Genomic DNA, 20,111 nt, shown 5'->3' with positions numbered 1-20,111 from the left:
AATCATGCTTAACAAACTCATTTTATTCAGTATCCTTTTTAGTATTATTACCCAAACTCGCGCACAACAACACTATAATTTTGGTTCTCCCCTAGATATTCCTCTCTTATTAGCTGGTAACTGTGGTGAAATTCGTCCTAACCACTTTCATACAGGAATAGATATCAAAACAAAGGGAGTGGAAGGACTCAATATCTATTCAGTAGAAGACGGTTATATTTCCAGAATACGTGTATCCCCGTACGGCTATGGTCATGCGGTTTATGTGACGCATTACAATGGTTTAACTTCTGTATATGCACACTGCAAGGGTTTTTCTGGAGAAGTTCAAAAATTAGCCTATTCTCAACAGAAGAAACAGCAAAACTTTGAGATTGATTATCAACCTACTAAAGATTCACTAAAAGTTAAGAAGGGTGATCTCATTGCTATTTCAGGAAATACTGGGGGTAGTTCTGCTCCTCACCTACACTTTGAGTTAAGGGACACCAAAACAGAAAATGCTGTCAACCCACTATTGTATGGATTTGATATCAAAGATACAATTACTCCAACCATACGCAGCTTAAAAATTTATGGCCTAACTAAAGAAGGCTACCGTGTTCCAGGAAAAGCAAAAAAATACACCGTTACAGGGAGTTTAGGAAATTACCGTATTGGCACTAACACCGCAACTATCAATTCCTCTTATTGCTCGGAAGAAGGCGGAATCGGATTTGCTTTTGATGTTTATGATCGATTAAATGGCGCTCCTAATATTTGTGGGATTTTTGAAGCTTTCTTATTGGTAAATGGAGATACTGTTTTTACGCAAAACATGACTGAAATTAGTTTTTATTCCTTCCGTCAAGTCAATACTCATGTTGATTATGAAGAATTTAAAAATGGTCACAAATATTACCATAAAGCTTTTAAAACCATTCATAATCCACTACCTATATATAGAAAAAATATAAACAACGGCATTATCAAAGCCATTCCAGGAAAAACGTACGACATACGATATATCGTAAAAGATGTACACGGCAATGAAAGTAATCTCTTCTTTAGCCTAAAAGTAGAAGAGGGAGAAATCACTCAAAAACAAATCCTATATCCCGGAAAACAAACCCTCACCCCAGACAGTTCATTCTTAAGCTACGACAAAAATTACTACATCATGTTTCCTTCCGGAATATTGTATGAACCGACTCCTTTATTACTACAAGCTAATGAAAACAATATAAGCTTTGGAAATCCCGCTATTCCACTACAATCTACTTTTAAAATAATGCTCCCTATTACCAATAATGAGGTCAAACCAAATAAGTTCTTTATTCAACGCAATTCATCTTCAGAAAAAGGAACAGTAAAAGACGGTTGGATTACTTCCCGTGTAAAAAGTTTCGGTACTTTCTCAGTGCAAATAGATACGCTTCCTCCAAAGATTTTTGGACGTAATTTCAGCAACAATTCTACCGTTGGACACCGAAAATTAACCTGGAATATAAATGATGAAGGCTCAGGAATTGTTGACTATGATATTTTCATCGATGAAACGTGGTATTTATTGGAATATGAACCCAAACAAGCTAGCTATTTCTTTATTCCTCCTAAAAGTTTGAATGGCACCAAATTCGTGATAATCCGTGCAAGAGACCATTGTGGAAATACAGGAGAAGCAAAGTACACTTTAACATTCTAAAGAAACAATATACTCTCTTTAAAAAAGAAAGTATTACGCTAAAGATGATTTATTACCATTAGACCTTTTCTACACTAGCTTTTGAAATAAAATGATTATATTTGTCTACCAAAAAAATAGATTATGGCAAAAAGTACAGACGTAATGGAAGCAGGAACTAAGATAGATTTTGATGCATTCAAGAAAGAAGTATTAGCTGATTATAGACTCGCATACGCTTCACGCGAAGCATCACTATTAGGAAGGAAAGAAGTACTTACCGGAAAAGCAAAATTTGGAATCTTTGGAGATGGAAAGGAAGTAGCGCAAATTGCCTTAGCAAAACAATTTAAAAATGGAGATTTCAGATCTGGATATTACCGTGATCAAACCTTATTAATGGCTATTGATAAACTAACGGTAAAAGAATATTTTGCAGGACTTTATGCTGAAACGGATGTAAAAAAAGAGCCAGCGTCTGCCGGTCGTCAAATGGGAGGACACTTTTCTACGCGTAATTTGGATGAAAATGGAGAGTGGATAAACTTGATGGAACAAAAAAATAGTTCTTCCGATATTTCTCCAACAGGTGGACAAATGTCTCGACTTCTAGGTTTAGCTTTAGCCTCTAAAATTTATCGAAACAATACAGAATTACACGATATTGAAAAATTTAAATCATTCTCAAACAAAGGAAATGAGGTTGCTTTTGGTACCATTGGTGATGCTTCTACTTCTGAAGGTCAATTCTGGGAAGCTATGAATGCCGCCACTGTATTACAAGTTCCCATGGTTATGTCTGTTTGGGACGACGGATATGGAATTTCTGTTCCTCGAAAATTTCAAACTACAAAAGAAAGTATTTCTAAAGCATTATCTGGTTTTCAACGCACAAAGGATGAAGCGGGCATTGAAATATTTACAGTTAAAGGATGGGACTACCCTAGTCTTTGCACTACTTATGAGAAAGCTGTTAAGATAGCAAGAGAAGAACACATTCCTGTATTAGTCCACGTGCAAGAAGTGAATCAACCACAAGGTCACTCTACATCTGGTTCACACGAGCGTTATAAATCAGCTGATCGTTTACAATGGGAAAAAGATTTTGATTCCGTAGCTAAATTCAAAGAATTCATTTTAAATTTTAAAGGAAAAAATGGAGAAACAATTGCTACTGCTGAAGAAATTGAAGAGCTTGAAAAAGAAACAAAAAGCAGTGTAAGGGCTGAACAAAAAGAAGCTTGGAAAGAATATAGAGAAGGAATCGATAAAGATAAGAATTCTGTTTTGCCATTGTTAAAATCAGTGGCTAATGAAAGTGCTAATGAAACATTTATCACTAAAGAGATTGAAAATCTGGAGAAAGCTATGGATCCAGATAGAAAATCCATATTCAATACCATAAATAAAGTTTTACGCCTGGTTAGAGGGGAAAATGGAGCAGCCAGAAAACAATTACTTAATTGGTACAAAGTAAGAATGGAAGAATTATATGATTCTTACAGTTCCCACCTCTATTCGGAGTCTAAATATGCTATTGGAAACATTGAACCAATAGCTCCGAAATACGAAGGCGAAGAAAGAATTGATGATGGACGAATCATTCTACGCGATAATTTTGAACAAATTTTTAAAAAATTCCCGGAAACTATCACTTTTGGTGAGGATACTGGAAAAATTGGTGGTGTAAACCAATCCATGGAAGGTATGCAAGAAAAGTTTGGAGAATTACGTGTTTCTGATACAGGGATTCGAGAAAATACAATTATCGGTCAAGGAATCGGAATGGCACTACGTGGTTTACGACCAATTGCCGAGATTCAATATTTAGACTATTTATTGTATGCTATTCAAGTAATTTCTGACGACTTGGCAACTATACAATGGAGAACAAAAGGTGGTCAGAAAGCACCATTAATTATTCGTACAAGAGGTCACAGACTGGAAGGTGTTTGGCACTCAGGAAGTCCAATGGGAATGATTATCAATAGTTCTAAAGGAGTTCATATTTGCGTTCCGCGTAACATGACGCAAGCAGCAGGTATGTACAACACTCTTATGCAAGCAGATGAGCCAGCTTTAGTGATTGAACCATTAAATGGATATCGTGTAAAAGAAAGAATTCCTTCTAATCTTGGCGAATACCGAATTCCACTTGGAAAGGTAGATGTAGTAAAAGAAGGAACTGATTTAACTATGGTTAGTTACGGTTCAACTTTTAACATCGCTAATGAGGCTGTGAAAGAATTAGAAAAGTCTGGTATTAGTGTAGAATTAATAGATATTCAGACATTAATGCCATTTGACTTAAATCATGATATTGTAAAATCATTAGAGAAAACAAATCGTTTAATGATAGTTGACGAAGATGTGGAAAGCGGTGCAACTGCATACATTTTAGATAAAGTATTGGTTAAGCAAAAGGGATATTACTTCTTGGATAGTGAACCTGTAACAGTGAGTTCAAAAGATCACCGTCCTGCGTATGGATCTGATGGAGATTATTTCTCTAAACCAAATTTTGACGATATCTATACGGCAGCATATAACATGATGCATGAAGTAAATCCAACGCAATATCCTTCTTTGATGGATTAATTTGAATAATATACAATGACACCCGAAATAGAGTTTAAAAGCAAAGAACAAATCAAGGCTTTTCAGGAAGAAAAACTTCGGGAACAATTACAATATATTAGTCAGCATTCCCCCTTCTACAAAAGGCTTTTTGCAGAAAAAGGAATACATATTGAGCATATTCAATGCCTTGAAGATTTGGTTCGGATACCAGTAACTACTAAATCTGATTTACAACAATTTAACAATGATTTTTTTTGCGTAAATCAAGTAGAGTTAATCGATTTGGCAAGTACTTCAGGAACTACGGGTAAGCCTGTTAATTTTGGTGTGACCGAGCATGATTTGGAGCGGTTAGCATACAACGAAGCTATTTCTTTTGCTTGTGCAGGAATTACCAAAAATGATGTCGTACAACTCATGACAACTATGGATCGCCGCTTTATGGCAGGTCTTGCCTATTTTTTAGGTTTACGAAAGCTTGGGGCGTCTGTCATTCGTACAGGTTCTGGAATTCCAGCCTTACAGTGGGAGTCTATTATTACCAATAAACCTACTTACCTAATTGTAGTTCCTTCATTTTTACTCAAAATGATCAGTTATGCCGAAATAAACGGTATCAACCTTAATAGTACGAGTGTGAAAGGTGCTATTTGCATTGGGGAACCATTGAGAAATCAAGATTTAACTCCATCAACATTAGCAAAGCGTATCAATGAGAAATGGGATATCAAACTCTACTCTACTTATGCCTCCACTGAGATGAGTACTGCTTTTACCGAATGTGAATTTCAACATGGAGGGCATCATCATCCAGAGTTAATTATCACTGAAGTATTGGATGAAAATAACCAGCCCGTAAAGAAAGGAGAAATTGGAGAGCTAACCATTACGACATTGGGAGTAGAAGGTTTACCTTTGGTTCGTTTTAAAACAGGAGATTTAGTGCAAATACATAGTGACTCTTGTTCCTGTGGAAGGAATACTTATCGTGTAGGCCCTGTTCTTGGAAGGGCGCAACAAATGATTAAATATAAAGGAACCACTCTCTTCCCTCCAGCGATAGATGATGTTATTAATCATTTTGATGAAATCACAGGGCACATGATTATTTTGCAAACGAATGAAATAGGAAATGACGAGGTAAGCGTTAAAATAGTTAGTTCCAATACTACTGAAAACTTCTTAAAACGCTTAAAAGAGCAATTTCAAGCAAAAATTCGTGTTATACCAAATATCGAGTTTATTACTCCTGAAACTCTTAATAACCTAGTTATTTCCACAAACAGCAGGAAACCTAAATGGGTAATTGACCATCGAAAATAGCAGGCGCCATCCCCGTGGGCTGTATTCCTCATCTATACCACCTTCGGAGATGATGTTTACTTTATTTGGTGTTATATGGGTTGAGCCAGTACTCATAAAAACTATTCCTTGGATCCCCCTCCAGATTTCATAGGTATTGCATAACTAACGCCTAACTCAAAATCCATCGTACTTAAATAATGAGTTTTTTCAGGAGTTGTTTCGAGTTTTTTATAGTAATCATCCCCCTCATTCCACTCTGCATATTTCGTTTTCATTATTCTCATTCCAAATCCTACTGAAAGATTGATGTGAAAACCATCAAACACTTTGTAATCTACCCCTGCAAGTACACCTCCTACAAAAGGAGTGCTTATGTAGAAATGAGAATAATAATGGGTAATATAAGGTCCACCGTGTGAGCCTAAATTTAGTTTGTAGGATTGGGGTTTAATTATAAAAGACCCATCATACTCATTTCGCATAAAAGTTAAATGATAGTTATTGTGTATTTGACTATAACCATTAATAGAGAGAATAAACCCAAATTTCTTATCTTTTTGGAATCGAGTTCCATAGCTAATGCCTAATAAATGGCTCAAGTATTTCCAATCTCCTGGTATAAGTTCAAAACCATAGATTCCTGAAATAAGGTGATTTACTTTTTTTGTAGAAATTAATACTCCCACTTTTTTAAAAGTTTGAAGCCTAGGTATTGGCTCTTCTATCTTATCCGTGATCAATGTAGTTATTATATTATACATTGAAAATTGCTCTGAAACCCCTACCATAGGACGTACCTCAACCTGTGCTTTTAGATTGTTGCACAAAAAAATAAAAATAAATAATATTAACACCCTTTTCATAGCTTTATAATTTTAAAATTAATTCCTTGATTCTCAAAAGATAGAAAATAAATACCATGTGCTAGTCCTACTAACTCAATTTTATTTTCTCCTGCTCGAATATTATATTTCTTCAACGTATTCCCCATGGTTGTTTGAATATGCACTACGTCATCTTTTGGACTAATAATAGTAAGTGCATTTTCAAAGGGGTTGGGATAGATAGAGATGGGATTATCTTCTTGTTCAATAATAGCCGTGTCTAATTCTAACGATTTGCGTTGTTGCATAAACAAGGTTTCTAACTCATTCTCCGTATTATTTAATGCTGATTTATTACTTGAATTTAATCTTTTAGCTACAAACCATATCACTGGTCTTTTTTGCCAGTTCTCTATGAAGTATAATTCTGGAAACTCTATTCTAAGTTTACCGGAAGAGGTCTTTTTAACAGTGCTACTAATATACCCATCTAAAGTATAAAAATCAATCATATACTTTTTTGAATTGGGAAGGCCCTCTACTTTTATTCTATTAGTGGCTCTAATATCTTTATTATCTTCTTTAGCATACTTATAATCCCATCTTAAATTGATTTTGGTATCATACGGAAACTCTCCTTTGTCGGTAAAACATATTGAAGAATCATTTATACGCATAGTATAAGTATTATACGTCCTATTTCTTACGTAACCAACCACCATCTCTTTATTATTTGAAACCAATGCCTGCATTTCAATAGGAGCATCAGCAGCTTTAGCTACAGCATCTGATACATTGAAATTGTCTTTGTAAAATTTCTTTTTTAAATATCGCTTTTGTTCCTTGTGCTCCCAATATCCACCTCCTTGGCTCAGCGTTCCAATTACATCATCGCCGTTCATGTGGTTGAGGGCACGGAAGGTTTTTTTCCATAAACTTAGGTACAGATTGTTGATGCTATCGGCATTTTTTCCTCTACCATCCCAAAATAAGAAACCTGCAATACCTGTAAAGCCGAGTGTCATTTCATCCACTGGACGGAGGTTGTAGTTGGAGCAAGGGCTGTATACGTTGTCTATGCCACCTTCGGAGATGATGTTTACTTTGTTTGGTGTTATATGCAAATTAAAAATAAGCATACGGAATTTATTTTTCTTTTTTTGATTTCATAGGAATGGAATACAACAACCCTAATTCCAACCCAATGGCATGAAAAAGTTGCGTCTGAACGGGGGCTAAACGCAATGCTTCTTGATAATCTTCTCCTTCATCCCATTTCAGATATTTATATTTCATAATCTGAAAACCATAACTTGCTGAAAGGCTAATATGAAAAGCTTGAGTAACTTTAAAATTATACCCTGCTTGTACAAAACCTATAAAGGGTGTGGATTGGTAGAAATTGCTTTCACGATAGTATTTTAAAGGTGCATTATGACCACTGTATGGCTTGAGTAAAGTTAAGGGGGGTCTAGGGTTAAAAGAATTCCACATCGTATTGTCTTTATAGTTAGTAGCTACTTCTGTAAATAAACTTATCCCAACAAATAAACTATTTTCTTTTTTAAGATAGAATTTGTAAGATAATCCCATAAGGTGACTCTGAAAGGAGAAAGTACCATATTGACGTGGACTCAAATTAGAATTAAGACCGTATAATATAGAACATGTCATTCGATTTGACTGGGTATTCATTTCCAACCCAATTCCTGTAGTGATAAAGTTGTACCAACGTGCAGATATATTTCCATCTATCTTATGAAGCCGATAATATGGCATTTCAGAAAGTTGGATATTCAATCTTAGAGATTCTTGGGAAAAGACACTCACACAAGAGGTTAGTATTAAAAATAGTAATTGATATTTTCTCATAGCTTAATGAGTTTAAAGATGATATTCTGATTTATAAATCGTAAAATATAGATACCTTTTTGGAGATTAGAGATATGGATTTCATAACTATTACTTGGTATTTTCCATGAATCTAATACTTTTCCTTCCAAGGACTCTAAGTTTACCAAATCTTCTACAGATGATTCTATTGTAATTTTATTGTCAAATGGGTTAGGATATACTTTAACTAAGGATTCTTTAGATGAAGAGATTGCATTTTTAGTAATATTTTTATTTGTTAATAACTCTTCGCTATTACTATCTGGAATATTCATACTATTGGAGCAACTTCCTTTATGTATTACAAACCAAACAACAGGTAAATCATTATTTCCAGCGTAGCTTACTGTTAATTTTGGATGTTCTAATGTAATTCCCCATTTTCCTTTTTTCTTATTGGTTTTTTGACAATCCGATTTAATATATCCATTTGGATAACTACCAAAAGTTGAATACCATTCAATTTTATAATCTGTTTTTGAGTCTAAGTCTTCAATTCGCAACCTCTTATTAAATAGTGGCATATTCCATTGTTTAGAGTAGGGATCTTTATGTTTTTTTTCCAAAGGCACATTTTTACAAGGATCGCTCTCTCCTCCTCTCGTTTTAATATTATATGTATTATTTTTAATATAGCCAACTGCCTTTGTTTTGTTATTTGAGATATAACTTTGTAATTCTATTTCATATTTTTTACTCTTTGGGACTATACTTGAGCTGTAATGATTCCACTGTCCCCACCCTTGGCTCAGCGTTCCAATCACATCATCGCCGTTCATGTGGTTGAGGGCACGGAAGGTTTTTTTCCATAAACTTAGGTACAGATTGTTGATGCTATCGGCATTTTTTCCTCTGCCATCCCAAAATAAGAAACCTGCAATACCTGTAAAGCCGAGTGTCATTTCATCCACTGGGCGGAGGTTGTAGTTGGAGCAAGGGCTGTATACGTTGTCTATACCTCCTTCGGAGATGATGACAGGAACTCCAGGTAAATTCTTAAAGGCTCTTAAAATCCTTACTGAGCCAACATCAGTCAGATACATATTATTGCTTTCTGATTTCAATAGAGCATTAGGAACAACATAGTACGGATTAAACCCAATCACATCAACATTTTGAATGTAAATACTTGAGTCAAGATGATTTCCTGTTTTTTCTGCTTCAGGTGGCTTTATGTTTATTCCAATCAATTGCCTGTTCCAATTTAAAGAATCTTTGATATAGCTTATCATCACCTTTTGATAGTTATATATGGCATCCCTAACTTCGGGATATGCATTTGGAAAATTATATGGAATATTGTCTTCATCGTTTAGATGGCTGTTTAAATGCCACGGTTCACTCAACAGTTCCCATTCGGCTATTTTGGTAGAGTAGCCATAGCGTGCAATCAGGTAGCGCGTACGCTGCTTGTGGTAGAGCAAATCCGTCGTATTTGTAAACATCTTGTCGGGCGTTTTACTTCCACCATTCACCCATGGGTCATCGTTGTAACAATAAAATGGGTAGTTACTGTTAGGTCCTGCATAATCAATATGGGTACCATCCTCATTTTTATGTTCCCATGACCATTGCCACCAAAAATTGCGGTACATAAAATGGTCTTGCATCATGAGGTTATATATCATCAGACCGTTATAATCCTCACAAAGATCCAACAATTTATCAATTTCATAAGCATAGTGCAAGCGTTTGTAGTAATTTCCTTTTTTCTCAAACTCAATAGAATTAGACCAAGGACAAGATACCATCCTAAAATACTTGGGTTTTGCCGGATCACCATACTGGTTGCCATAGGCAAAATATGTTTCTACTTTTTGTAAATATTCATCCCATTCTTCTAATGTAGCACAATCTTCTGTATGGGGAATAATCTCCCAATGTCTTTCATTGCAATTTTCATCACTAGGTGCAGGAAAATTTTGCCCTACAGGAAAAATCATACGTGAACCTAGTTTTAAATTTCTTCTGTTTTCGTGAATATGTACATAACCGGGGTCGCCACTTTCCACTACATAAAAATAGAACAAGGGACTCTCGTATTTTAGCACACCTTTAACCTTTATTTGAATCTTGCCATACCATTTTCCATTTTGTGGAGGTGCAAAACGAACTCTAAACGGAAACGCAGACATCACTCCATCATTTCCTTTGATTTCATTCCAAGCATTTTCACTTTCATTCTCCACATAATCCCTTGTAAAATAACCTTCTACTATTTCATACCAAGGTACATCCAGACAGTTGAAAATAGCTTGAACCTGAATATCCCATGCTAAAAATGGGTTGAGCGCAGTTGGGTCATAAGGAGCAGTAGGGTCAGTCGTATTTTTTATAAACTTACGTACATCATTCCATAATTCAAACGCTTGGTTTTGTAAATTCCCGATACCAAATTCCAATTTTTTATAACGCAAAACATGATTCAAATCGGGGTAATTCATCACCGAAACGCCTGTGAGTTGTCCAATTTCTCCAGGTTGAACATCTACAGATCCATTTCCAAAATCTTCTTGTATTAGTAGATGGTTTTTTCCTCCGTTTTCTATACTCTTCAGGTGAGTACCCGATTTTAAATGAATACGCTGATATGCTTTCATGGTTTTATTTTGATTAGCAGTCATAGCGCTGGTGTGGTCTCCACCAAGTTCTATACACGAACCATAAATATATGAATTGTTATCCAACTCTTGTTGACTTGGTTGTAAAGCATAAGCCTCGCAATCAAACACGTTTACCGGAGTGTTTTGAGGGAATACCATATAGACAAAGCTAAGCAAAAAGAAAGTTACTGTATAGTGTTGCAAGTTTTTCATCACTTTTAATTCTTTTATGTTATAAAGAAGATTCTTTAGTTGTTCTTTTTACTTAATTCGCTTATTTCATTCCGTAATGTTTCTAGCAACTCTTTTAGGTTATCCTGTTCCTCTTTGAGAACATTCATTTCTTTTTGCTGCGCAATGATATAAAGGGTTAATTCCTCTACTTTTTCAGTTAATAATTTATTCATTTCTCCTAAAGGGAGTCCATTAGTTTCAATATTTACTGCACTGGGAAATCCAGGAAGGCGCTTATTTAGTTGTATATACTCTTCTACTTTATTCAGAGATGGAAGTTTATAATCCGAATGAAACACATAGTCCGGCCAAGAGGCTAAATCCACGATCACTTCTCGGGTATATGTTGTGCTATTTTGGCTATTTACTTTTAGTATGGAATTTCCAGCTTGATTTTTTAACTCTAGCGTTCCATTAGGAAATACAGTTAATATAGGCAAACCTCCCTGCGTATAGGAATTGAGCATAAATTTTCCTGAATAATCGACAGAAAGTAAAGAATTCTCATTATTATTATGTAATCTGCTAATATTTAAAGCAAAATTTTCAGATAATGTAGGGTATCCTTTTATATCTAGCTTGGCTTTTGGCTGTTGCGTTCCTATCCCTACTCTCCCCTTACATTGAGATTCATCTAAATATACAATTGGTATATCCGAGTATTTGATGGATTTCCATGAAGTGTTTGGACACGTTGTTGTTTTGATAGGTATTGAAGGGATTCCTATTTGGGCTTTTAAACTTCCATGCAAACACAAAAGTATTATTAAAAGTGACAAGGATTTTGAGAGTTTAGAGCATAAATTATAGCTTATGCCCTGAAGTAGAGTGTAATTCTTTTTCATAGTGTTTAAATTTATGTACAGAACTAAAGTATTTTATTTTTAATGAAATACCAAATAAAATAGAAAAAAATGATTGAATAAATCTGTTGTGCATTTAGAATAAGATGCAGATTATGATGTCAGCGTTCGATAGTCTTTGGACATTCAGTGCAGGTTATTTTTCTTCGAAAAATCACTCGGTCGACAGGTTTCATTGTCATTATAGGGCTAAAAAGAAACGTCAGATTCCGTTCGCTTCGGAATGACAAGCGTCAACGTAGTTAGAGGGAGAGGGAGGTCGGCTTCGCCGCCCCCCTCTCCTTTTTTATTTAAGGCTTAAATGTCATTCCGAAGCAAAGCGAACGGAATCTATTCATTTTGCCTTAATTGTTATTTAGAGTTTTAATTGTCAGACTGTGTGTGACGCAAGATTGGGGTCTATTTGTAAATTATTTTTCATTTTTTAAAACTTTACACTTAAGTACATGAACAATTATTTGGTTTTTTAACTTTTTATAAATGCACAACGGGTTGTGTTTAGAATAACTATACATTGGATATTCTATTACATAAGTAAAAGCAGAGAATTCCCCATCATTTTCTAACTTATCCAAGGCAACAACTCCGAATTCTTATTAGGCTGATAATCTAAATTTTTATTGTGTTGAATACTGCGTATGATTTTAGTAAACTCATCTCGTTTGGTATTACGTTTCATAAATACACCTATTATCTGACGAAAAGGTTCATGTATTTCTACTCGTTTAAGATGTTTTTTATCGATATTCAAAAGTGGGACATAATTGGAAGGAATTAAAGTATATCCTCCCTCCTGCTCTACCATATTGACTAATAATGTCAAATTTCCGCCCTCATAATTCCAACTAATTGTTTGCTTCTCCTTTAACTGACAAAAATTAATCATCTGTGTACGCAGGCAATTTCCTGGGCTTAACAACCAAGGATGTTTATTTTCCAGTTGGGACAAACTAATAGTGCTTCCTTGAATTCCTGGAGCATATACCAAAATATCTTCATTATAAAGGATTTGTTGATCTAAAGAAGGATCGTTTAATGGACCAGCCATAATACCAAAATCAATTGCCTTTTCCCGAATAGCATCTAATAAATTAGCGGTTGTTAACTCCGTAATATCAAGATGCACATCACCTAATTTAGACTGCCATTTGGAATACAATTCAGGAACCAAGTAATTTGCAATTGTTGGAATAATACCTATACGAATTTCTGACTTATATACTCCTTTCAATTTCTGAATTTGTACATCCATATCTCTATAACTCTCATTGATATCCAATAGAAAAGGAAGAAGCATTTCTCCTGCTTTGGTTAATTTGATAGGTTGGCTATCTCGATCTATGATCTTATATCCTACATCATCTTCTGCTTTTTTCAACTGCATAGAAAGTGTAGGTTGCGTAACGTGGCAAGCATCTGCAGCGCGTTGAAAATTTTGGTGTTTCAACAAGGCCAAAATATATTCAATTTGAATCGGAGAAATCATATAAATTAAATTTATGTAAATATAAAAATAATTGATAAAAACAATAAGCACATAAGTAGTAGATTTGTTTAACTAAAAGGAAAATAATAACTATTAAATAAAACAATATGTCAATCGTTGGTAGAAAATTCCCAAATATCGCAGTAGATGCAACAAACAATATGGGAACAACTTTTAAATTAAACGTGTTAGAGGAGGCCAAAAAAAACAAGAAAAAAGTTGTGTTATTCTGGTATCCAAAGGACTTTACTTATGTATGTCCTACTGAACTACACGCATTTCAAGCAAAATTAGCAGAATTTGAAAAGAGAAACACTATTGTTATCGGTGCTTCTTGTGACACACCTGAGGTACATTTTGCTTGGTTAAACACACCAAAAAACAAAGGAGGAATTGAAGGAGTTAAATACAACTTGATTGCAGACTCCAACAGAAATCTTTCTGAAATCTTGAATATTCTCGATATTTCAGAAGTTTTTAATGAAGATTTAGACGATATCATCTATGAAGGTGATAATGTAACTTATCGTGCAACATACCTAATTGATGAAGAAGGTACCGTTTTCCACGAAAGTATCAATCACATGCCACTTGGAAGAAATGTGGATGAGTATTTAAGATTAATTGATGCTTATACACATGTTCAGCAATATGGCGAAGTTTGTCCCGCTAACTGGCAAGAAGGAAAAGATGCTATGAAAGCAGACAGCAAAGGAGTAGCTGATTATTTGACTGCTCATTAAATTCGGAAATACTATTCGTTTTCATAATTTAGATTTAAAATGTAAGAAAAGCCGTTCCAAATGGAGTGGCTTTTTCTTTTGAATTAGAAATACTGTGTATTGAAAATCACACTTAAAATTCGAGTTTTAAGCAATAAATCCCACCTTCTTTTATCATTTTTGAAATTTTTCTTATATTCGCACCTCAATTAAAAATCGTATGGCAACTACAGCAGATATCAGAAATGGATTGTGCATTAGACACAATGGAAAATTATACACCATTATTGAATTCTTACACGTAAAACCAGGAAAAGGTCCTGCTTTCGTAAGAACAAAGATGAGAGATATTGAAACAGGAAGAGTATTAGATAATACTTTTTCAGCAGGTCATAAAATTGAAGAAGTACGTATTGAAAAAAGACAATACCAATATCTTTATGAAGAAGGAGAAGGCTACCACTTCATGAATACTGAAAACTATGAACAAGTTTTAATTCCTAGCAAGTTAATTGATAGTCCTGAATATCTGAGAGAAGGAATGATGTGTGACATTACATTCCATGCAGAAGAAGAAACGCCATTGGTAGTTGAACTTCCTACTTACATTGAGGCAGAAATAACTTATACAGAGCCAGGAATCAAAGGAGATACAGCTACCAACGCTATGAAACCTGCTACCATTGATACAGGTGCTGAAATTCGTGTTCCTTTATTCATTACAACAGGAGAGAAAATCAAAGTTGACACACGTAAAGGTGAATACGTTGAACGTGTAAAATAATTTATTGAAATGATATTTAGGAAGCCGTCTGATTTTTAGACGGCTTTTTTGTTTTATGAAAAAAAGATTCTCTGATTCATGATTCATTAAGTGCAAAGAAGGAATTTGACCCTACTACCCCTCTATCAGAAAAAGAAATATAAGTTGTGATTGAATTGATATTTATTCTATACTATCTTTGTTCGAAATATTAAGAAACGAAAATAAACTAATGGCAAATCGCAAGAGAATATTATTCCTATGTTCATGGTATCCCAATAAAAATGCGCCTACATTAGGGAATTTTGTTCAGAAACATGCAGAGTCTGCAGCATTAGTCAATCAAATCTCAGTTATCGGTGTTTTCTCTCATAATGAGAAAGGATATTTATTGGAGAATAAGTTAGAAAATGGGGTACACACCTACATCGTTTATTATCCAAAAGTTACCTTTCCTTTTTTTATTATGAAGAGACTTCTTCAATTATATAGAACAAAGAAAGCTTTTAATCTTGCATACAAAGAAATGGTTAAAAATCAAGGAGTTCCTCAGCTTGTTCATTTAAATCAGGTTTTCCCTATAGGTAGATTTGCTGTACATTTAAAGAAGAAATTTAAGATTCCTTTTGTTGTGACAGAGAATTCTACCGCTTATCATATGGGGAGTAACCGTCTGCCGTATTTAGGACTAAAGCATGCTATTTCATGTATGAAAAAGGCAGAAAGAATATTGCCGGTAAGCAAAGATTTGCAAAAATCATTAACCAAACTAGGAGTCAATGTCCCGATGGAAATAGTCCCAAATGTTGTCAATGAGCATATATTTGGAGATTTACAAATTGAAATTCCTGAAAAAACTAGTTTCCTACATGTTTCGACAGCAGATGATGCCCATAAAAACATTTCTGGAATACTAAGGACTATTAAAAAGTTAAGTGAAATTACCACTAACTTTCATTTTAGAATAATTAGTGATGGGAAGATACAGCCATTCATTGAAATGGCATATAATCAGTTGAATTTATCTAAAGACCTAATCACTTTCGAAGGAACAAAAACTACGTCAGAAATTGCAGAAGCCATGAATGAGAGTACAGCCTTCGTATTATTTAGCAATTATGAGAATTTGCCATGTGTTATTTTGGAATCACTGACCGTTGGAAAACCTGTCATCACAACAAATGTGAATGGAATTCCTGAATGCATAGATGAATCAAATGGCATACTAATAGAGCCTAGGGATGAAGAAAAATTATTAGAAGCTATGCTTCTATTTATAAATAAAGAAACTTGCTTTGACAATGCTAAAATCAAACAAGAAGCATTAAAAAAATACAGCTACAGAGCAGTAGGAGAAGCATTTGATCATATTTATAATGATATATTGAAATAGTAAGAACTGATTATTCAATTCGCTCATAAAACATCAATGGGAAAGATTGGAATAGTTCAGAATAGAAAATCACCCCTAATTATCTCAATATCAAATTGTACTGCACAAACCAGTACCTTTCTAAAGAATATTATTTCATAAATATTTCCTTATAATTTCTTTCCAAATTACAGATAATAGCTAACTTTAGGGCTTTATTATTAACGTTAAAATCTTACAGTATGATAAAGGATGTAGCAGTAATTGGTGCCGGAACAATGGGTAATGGAATTGCACACGTATTTGCACAATATGGATATCAAGTTTCTTTAATTGATGTATCTGAGGATGCATTAAAAAGAGGTCTTTCTACTATTGAGAAAAATCTAGATAGAATGGTGGCTAAAGAAAAAATCACAGAAACTGATAAAACTGCTACTTTATCTCGCTTAACAACATATACAAGTATTGATGAGGGGGTAAAAAATGCTGACCTAATCGTAGAAGCTGCAACAGAAAATGAAGCATTAAAATTTAAGATATTTGAACAAATGGATAAAGCTGCAAAAGCTGATGCTATCTTAGCTTCTAATACTTCTTCTATCTCTATTACAAAAATAGCAGCACATACCTCTCGCCCGGATAAAGTAATTGGTATGCACTTTATGAATCCAGTTCCTATGATGAAGTTAGTTGAAATCATCCGCGGTTATTCTACTTCAGACGAAGTAATGAAAGTTATCGTAGAAACATCTAAAGCGCTTGATAAAGTTCCTGTAGAAGTCAATGATTATCCTGGATTTGTAGCCAACAGAATATTAATGCCTATGATTAATGAAGCCATCATTACCCTTCATGAAGGTGTTGCCGGCGTAGCTGAAATCGATACCGTTATGAAATTAGGAATGGCGCATCCGATGGGACCTCTTCAATTAGCTGACTTTATTGGATTGGATGTTTGCCTTGCTATTATGCAAGTACTCTATGATGGATTAGGAAACCCAAAATATGCTCCATGTCCATTGTTAGTGAATATGGTTACAGCTGGTAAGAAAGGAGTTAAATCAGGAGAAGGATTCTACGATTGGACTCATGGAACAAAAGATTTAGTTGTAGCAAAAAACTTTAAATAACAAATATCACCCTAAAGGGCTGTTATATTAGTATGAAATCAGAGTTAGAAAAATATTTTGAACCGTTTAGAAACAACATCATAGGAATCAATCAGAAATTTCATAATGGTACTGAAGAAAAACGTATTGTTTATACAGATTGGACTGCCAGTGGTAGATTGTATAAACCTATCGAAGACAAATTAAGTCATCAATTTGGCGCGTTTGTAGCAAATCCACACACGGAGACCTCCGTTACAGGCACCATGATGACCTTAGCGTATCACAAAGCACGTCACATCATTAAAGACCATGTGAATGCTTGTTCAGATGATCGAATCATTTCATTCGGTTCAGGCATGACTGGAGTAATCACAAAGTTCCAACGTATCTTGGGCTTGCGCGCCCCTGAACAATTGTCAAAATTTATAAAACTTGAGTCAAATGATAAACCCATTGTATTTATCACACACATGGAACATCATTCTAACCAAACCTCTTGGCTAGAAACCATCTGTGATTTAGAATGGATACAACCAACAAGCGAAGGTTTGGTAGATTTAGAAAGTCTAAAATCTTTATTGGTGAAATACAAAGACAGAAAAGTAAAATACGCTTCTGTAACTGCTTGTTCAAACGTTACAGGCATAACTACTCCCTACCATCAAATTGCAGAGTTAATGCATCAAAATGGTGGATATTGCTTTGTAGATTTTGCTTGCTCGGGTCCTTATGTGAAAATTGATATGCACCCTGAGAATCCGCTGCAATATTTGGATGCTATTTTCCTTGCACCGCATAAATTTTTGGGTGGACCAGGAACGGCTGGAGTAGTAGTTTTTAATGCAAATCTTTATCACAACAGCGTTCCAGACAATCCTGGAGGAGGTACGGTAAAGTGGACAAATCCTTGGAAAGAGCATCATTATGTAGATGATATTGAAGATCGAGAAGATGGTGGTACTCCCCCTTTCCTACAAACTATTCAAACTGCACTTTGCATAAAACTAAAAGAGGAAATGGGTATTGAAAATATACTCCACCGAGAAGAAGAAATTCTTCATACCCTAATACCAAAAATGAAAGCTGTAAAAGGACTGCATTTATTAGCTGGGAATATCGAGCATCGCCTAGGTGTTTTGTCTTTTAATATAGACGGTTTACATTATAACTTAGGTGTTAAATTATTAAATGACAAGTTTGGAATTCAAAGTCGTGGAGGTTGCTCTTGTGCTGGTACGTATGGACATATCTTATTTGAGATGGAACAAAATAAATCCCATCAAATAACTAATCAGATTGATCAGGGAAATTTGGTCAATAAACCAGGTTGGATTCGTATTTCAATACACCCAACCACAACTGATGAAGAAGTAGATCATATCATACATGCATTAAACGAAATATCTGAACATCATGCCGAATGGGGAAAGGACTACATTCACAATCCTCACAGCAACGAGTTTAAGCATAAAGATGATACACAAAAAGAGAAACAATTGGTTGAAGAATGGTTCAACTAAAGATTCTCTTTGGTGCGGTATTTGAAAATAAAACTAGAGAAGCACGTAACATCCAAGGCTTCTTAACGTTATTATAGGTATGAAAGTATTGTTTGCATTTATCATTTCATTTTTTGTGGTCTTACCTGGATTTACGCAAAGTAATTCTCAGCTATTGGCTCAACAAGAAGAAGTATTGTCTTCTCTTTTAACTGATTTACGAAATACGAAAGATGATACTAAAATTGATGAAGCAAATGAAATTTTTCGTGCAGAATTTGCAAAAACTATCGCCATTGATAGTGCTTTCTACTATCCTTTTACCTCTCTTACCTCTATTGGGAAAATATATTCTCAAGACAAATTAGTACGTATCTTTTCTTGGAACATTCAATATCAAGCTGACTTAACCAACAATTATTGTGCGTTTATTTTAAAAAAGGATAACAAAAGAGGAACTATCACTATTACAGAACTGCAAAAAGGTGGAGACCCTCTCAAAATGCTTATGTATGAAACCGTTGGTCCGAATAATTGGTATGGCGCCTTGTATTATGATATTGTTGATGTAAAGAAAGGAAATAAAACTTATTATACCTTATTAGGTTATGATGCTAATAATGCCAAGAGTGCTATCAAATTCTTAGACGTACTTTATTTTACAGGAAAAATACCTAGCCTTGGCTTTCCTCTTTTTAAGAATGAAAACACGAGCGCCAAACGTGTTTTATTCGAATATTCAGCACGCGCTACCATGTCTATGCGTTATGACAAAAGTCGAAATAAAATTATTATGGACCATCTTACTCCCGAAGTCCCAAAATTTAAAGAATTTCGAGAATTTTATGTTCCTGATTTATCATACGACGCATATAAATGGAATGGTTCACAATGGGAATTAGAAGAAGATGTCGTTGCAATCAACGATGAAAAATCAAAAAATCTTAACCTAAAAGCGTATGATGCTGAAAATGATACAGTCATAAATATACCTGTAAAAGATAAATGGGAAGATCCTTCTGATGTAAACACTCCTGCTGGAAGCAACCAACACAAAGTTGCTCTTCCTAATGACCAAGGAAATACGCCAGCAACACAAGAAAAAGAAAAGTCTAAAAAGAAGACAAAGCCTACAAAATATAAGGGTGTAAGCTATACCAACTTAGGAAATAAAAAGAAAAAAAAGTAA

15 protein-coding genes are annotated in these 20,111 nt (G+C 34.6%); 9 read left to right on the top strand and 6 right to left on the bottom strand.

What is annotated here, in order from left to right; all coding sequences use genetic code 11:
* Positions 1-4: 4 nt before the first annotated feature.
* The 3 genes from M9897_06240 to M9897_06230 all read left to right on the top strand — a co-directional run bounded on the left by M9897_06240 (position 5) and on the right by M9897_06230 (position 5,566).
* A complete protein-coding gene (locus tag M9897_06240; GenBank protein MCO5268475.1) occupies positions 5-1,684 on the top strand; it encodes a M23 family metallopeptidase in 1,680 nt (559 codons plus the stop codon).
* A 123-nt stretch (positions 1,685-1,807) separates the two neighbouring features.
* Complete coding sequence (locus tag M9897_06235; GenBank protein MCO5268474.1) at positions 1,808-4,261, top strand: thiamine pyrophosphate-dependent enzyme; 2,454 nt, start codon at positions 1,808-1,810, stop codon at positions 4,259-4,261.
* 15 nt (positions 4,262-4,276) lie between these two features.
* The gene (locus tag M9897_06230; protein MCO5268473.1) at positions 4,277-5,566 is read left to right on the top strand and encodes an AMP-binding protein; all 1,290 of its coding nucleotides are present in this window, start codon (positions 4,277-4,279) and stop codon (positions 5,564-5,566) included.
* Positions 5,567-5,667: 101 nt separating this feature from the next.
* Here M9897_06230 and M9897_06225 read toward each other — a convergent pair whose 3' ends face one another.
* From M9897_06225 to M9897_06200, 6 genes are all read right to left on the bottom strand, one after another.
* Positions 5,668-6,411: a hypothetical protein gene (locus M9897_06225; protein ID MCO5268472.1), complete on the bottom strand. Its 744-nt coding sequence runs from the start codon at positions 6,409-6,411 to the stop codon at positions 5,668-5,670.
* On the bottom strand, positions 6,408-7,511 hold the full coding sequence (locus M9897_06220; protein MCO5268471.1) for a T9SS type A sorting domain-containing protein: 1,104 nt from the start codon (positions 7,509-7,511) through the stop codon (positions 6,408-6,410). Before M9897_06220 ends, M9897_06225 begins: the two co-directional genes overlap by 4 nt.
* Positions 7,512-7,518: 7 nt before the next feature.
* Positions 7,519-8,244, bottom strand: coding sequence for a hypothetical protein (locus M9897_06215; protein ID MCO5268470.1), 726 nt, complete (start codon positions 8,242-8,244; stop codon positions 7,519-7,521).
* On the bottom strand, positions 8,241-11,081 hold the full coding sequence (locus tag M9897_06210; GenBank protein MCO5268469.1) for a T9SS type A sorting domain-containing protein: 2,841 nt from the start codon (positions 11,079-11,081) through the stop codon (positions 8,241-8,243). Before M9897_06210 ends, M9897_06215 begins: the two co-directional genes overlap by 4 nt.
* Before the next feature lie 35 nt (positions 11,082-11,116).
* A complete protein-coding gene (locus tag M9897_06205) occupies positions 11,117-11,947 on the bottom strand; it encodes a hypothetical protein (GenBank protein ID MCO5268468.1) in 831 nt (276 codons plus the stop codon).
* Positions 11,948-12,527: 580 nt separating this feature from the next.
* Positions 12,528-13,451, bottom strand: a complete 924-nt coding sequence (locus tag M9897_06200; GenBank protein ID MCO5268467.1) for a LysR family transcriptional regulator — start codon at positions 13,449-13,451, stop codon at positions 12,528-12,530.
* Between the two features lie 107 nt (positions 13,452-13,558).
* Between M9897_06200 and M9897_06195 the strand changes: the two genes are divergently transcribed.
* The 6 genes from M9897_06195 (at position 13,559) to M9897_06170 (ending at position 20,111) form a co-directional block, all read left to right on the top strand.
* Positions 13,559-14,194, top strand: coding sequence for a peroxiredoxin (locus M9897_06195; protein MCO5268466.1), 636 nt, complete (start codon positions 13,559-13,561; stop codon positions 14,192-14,194).
* Between the two features lie 199 nt (positions 14,195-14,393).
* Positions 14,394-14,957 carry an elongation factor P gene (gene efp / locus M9897_06190; protein MCO5268465.1) on the top strand — a complete coding sequence of 188 codons (564 nt, stop codon included), beginning with the start codon at positions 14,394-14,396 and terminating at the stop codon, positions 14,955-14,957.
* A gap of 211 nt (positions 14,958-15,168) precedes the next feature.
* Positions 15,169-16,329, top strand: a complete 1,161-nt coding sequence (locus tag M9897_06185) for a glycosyltransferase (protein MCO5268464.1) — start codon at positions 15,169-15,171, stop codon at positions 16,327-16,329.
* Positions 16,330-16,553: 224 nt separating this feature from the next.
* A complete protein-coding gene (locus M9897_06180; protein ID MCO5268463.1) occupies positions 16,554-17,441 on the top strand; it encodes a 3-hydroxybutyryl-CoA dehydrogenase in 888 nt (295 codons plus the stop codon).
* A gap of 32 nt (positions 17,442-17,473) precedes the next feature.
* Positions 17,474-18,943 (top strand): aminotransferase class V-fold PLP-dependent enzyme, encoded by a 1,470-nt coding sequence (locus M9897_06175; GenBank protein ID MCO5268462.1) that lies wholly within the window; start codon positions 17,474-17,476, stop codon positions 18,941-18,943.
* 79 nt (positions 18,944-19,022) lie between these two features.
* Positions 19,023-20,111 carry a hypothetical protein gene (locus M9897_06170; protein ID MCO5268461.1) on the top strand — a complete coding sequence of 363 codons (1,089 nt, stop codon included), beginning with the start codon at positions 19,023-19,025 and terminating at the stop codon, positions 20,109-20,111.

The organism is Brumimicrobium sp., assembly GCA_023957385.1.
GTDB lineage: Bacteria > Bacteroidota > Bacteroidia > Flavobacteriales_D > Crocinitomicaceae > Brumimicrobium.
This window is presented reverse-complemented; position numbering and strand designations above follow the sequence as displayed.

Coding starts and splice junctions, on each gene's coding strand:
- M9897_06240 (MCO5268475.1), top strand. CDS start 5: ATGCTTAACAAACTCATTTTATTCAGTATCCTTTTTAGTATTATTACC.
- M9897_06235 (MCO5268474.1), top strand. CDS start 1,808: ATGGCAAAAAGTACAGACGTAATGGAAGCAGGAACTAAGATAGATTTT.
- M9897_06230 (MCO5268473.1), top strand. CDS start 4,277: ATGACACCCGAAATAGAGTTTAAAAGCAAAGAACAAATCAAGGCTTTT.
- M9897_06225 (MCO5268472.1), bottom strand. CDS start 6,411: ATGAAAAGGGTGTTAATATTATTTATTTTTATTTTTTTGTGCAACAAT.
- M9897_06220 (MCO5268471.1), bottom strand. CDS start 7,511: ATGCTTATTTTTAATTTGCATATAACACCAAACAAAGTAAACATCATC.
- M9897_06215 (MCO5268470.1), bottom strand. CDS start 8,244: ATGAGAAAATATCAATTACTATTTTTAATACTAACCTCTTGTGTGAGT.
- M9897_06210 (MCO5268469.1), bottom strand. CDS start 11,081: ATGAAAAACTTGCAACACTATACAGTAACTTTCTTTTTGCTTAGCTTT.
- M9897_06205 (MCO5268468.1), bottom strand. CDS start 11,947: ATGAAAAAGAATTACACTCTACTTCAGGGCATAAGCTATAATTTATGC.
- M9897_06200 (MCO5268467.1), bottom strand. CDS start 13,451: ATGATTTCTCCGATTCAAATTGAATATATTTTGGCCTTGTTGAAACAC.
- M9897_06195 (MCO5268466.1), top strand. CDS start 13,559: ATGTCAATCGTTGGTAGAAAATTCCCAAATATCGCAGTAGATGCAACA.
- efp (MCO5268465.1), top strand. CDS start 14,394: ATGGCAACTACAGCAGATATCAGAAATGGATTGTGCATTAGACACAAT.
- M9897_06185 (MCO5268464.1), top strand. CDS start 15,169: ATGGCAAATCGCAAGAGAATATTATTCCTATGTTCATGGTATCCCAAT.
- M9897_06175 (MCO5268462.1), top strand. CDS start 17,474: ATGAAATCAGAGTTAGAAAAATATTTTGAACCGTTTAGAAACAACATC.
- M9897_06170 (MCO5268461.1), top strand. CDS start 19,023: ATGAAAGTATTGTTTGCATTTATCATTTCATTTTTTGTGGTCTTACCT.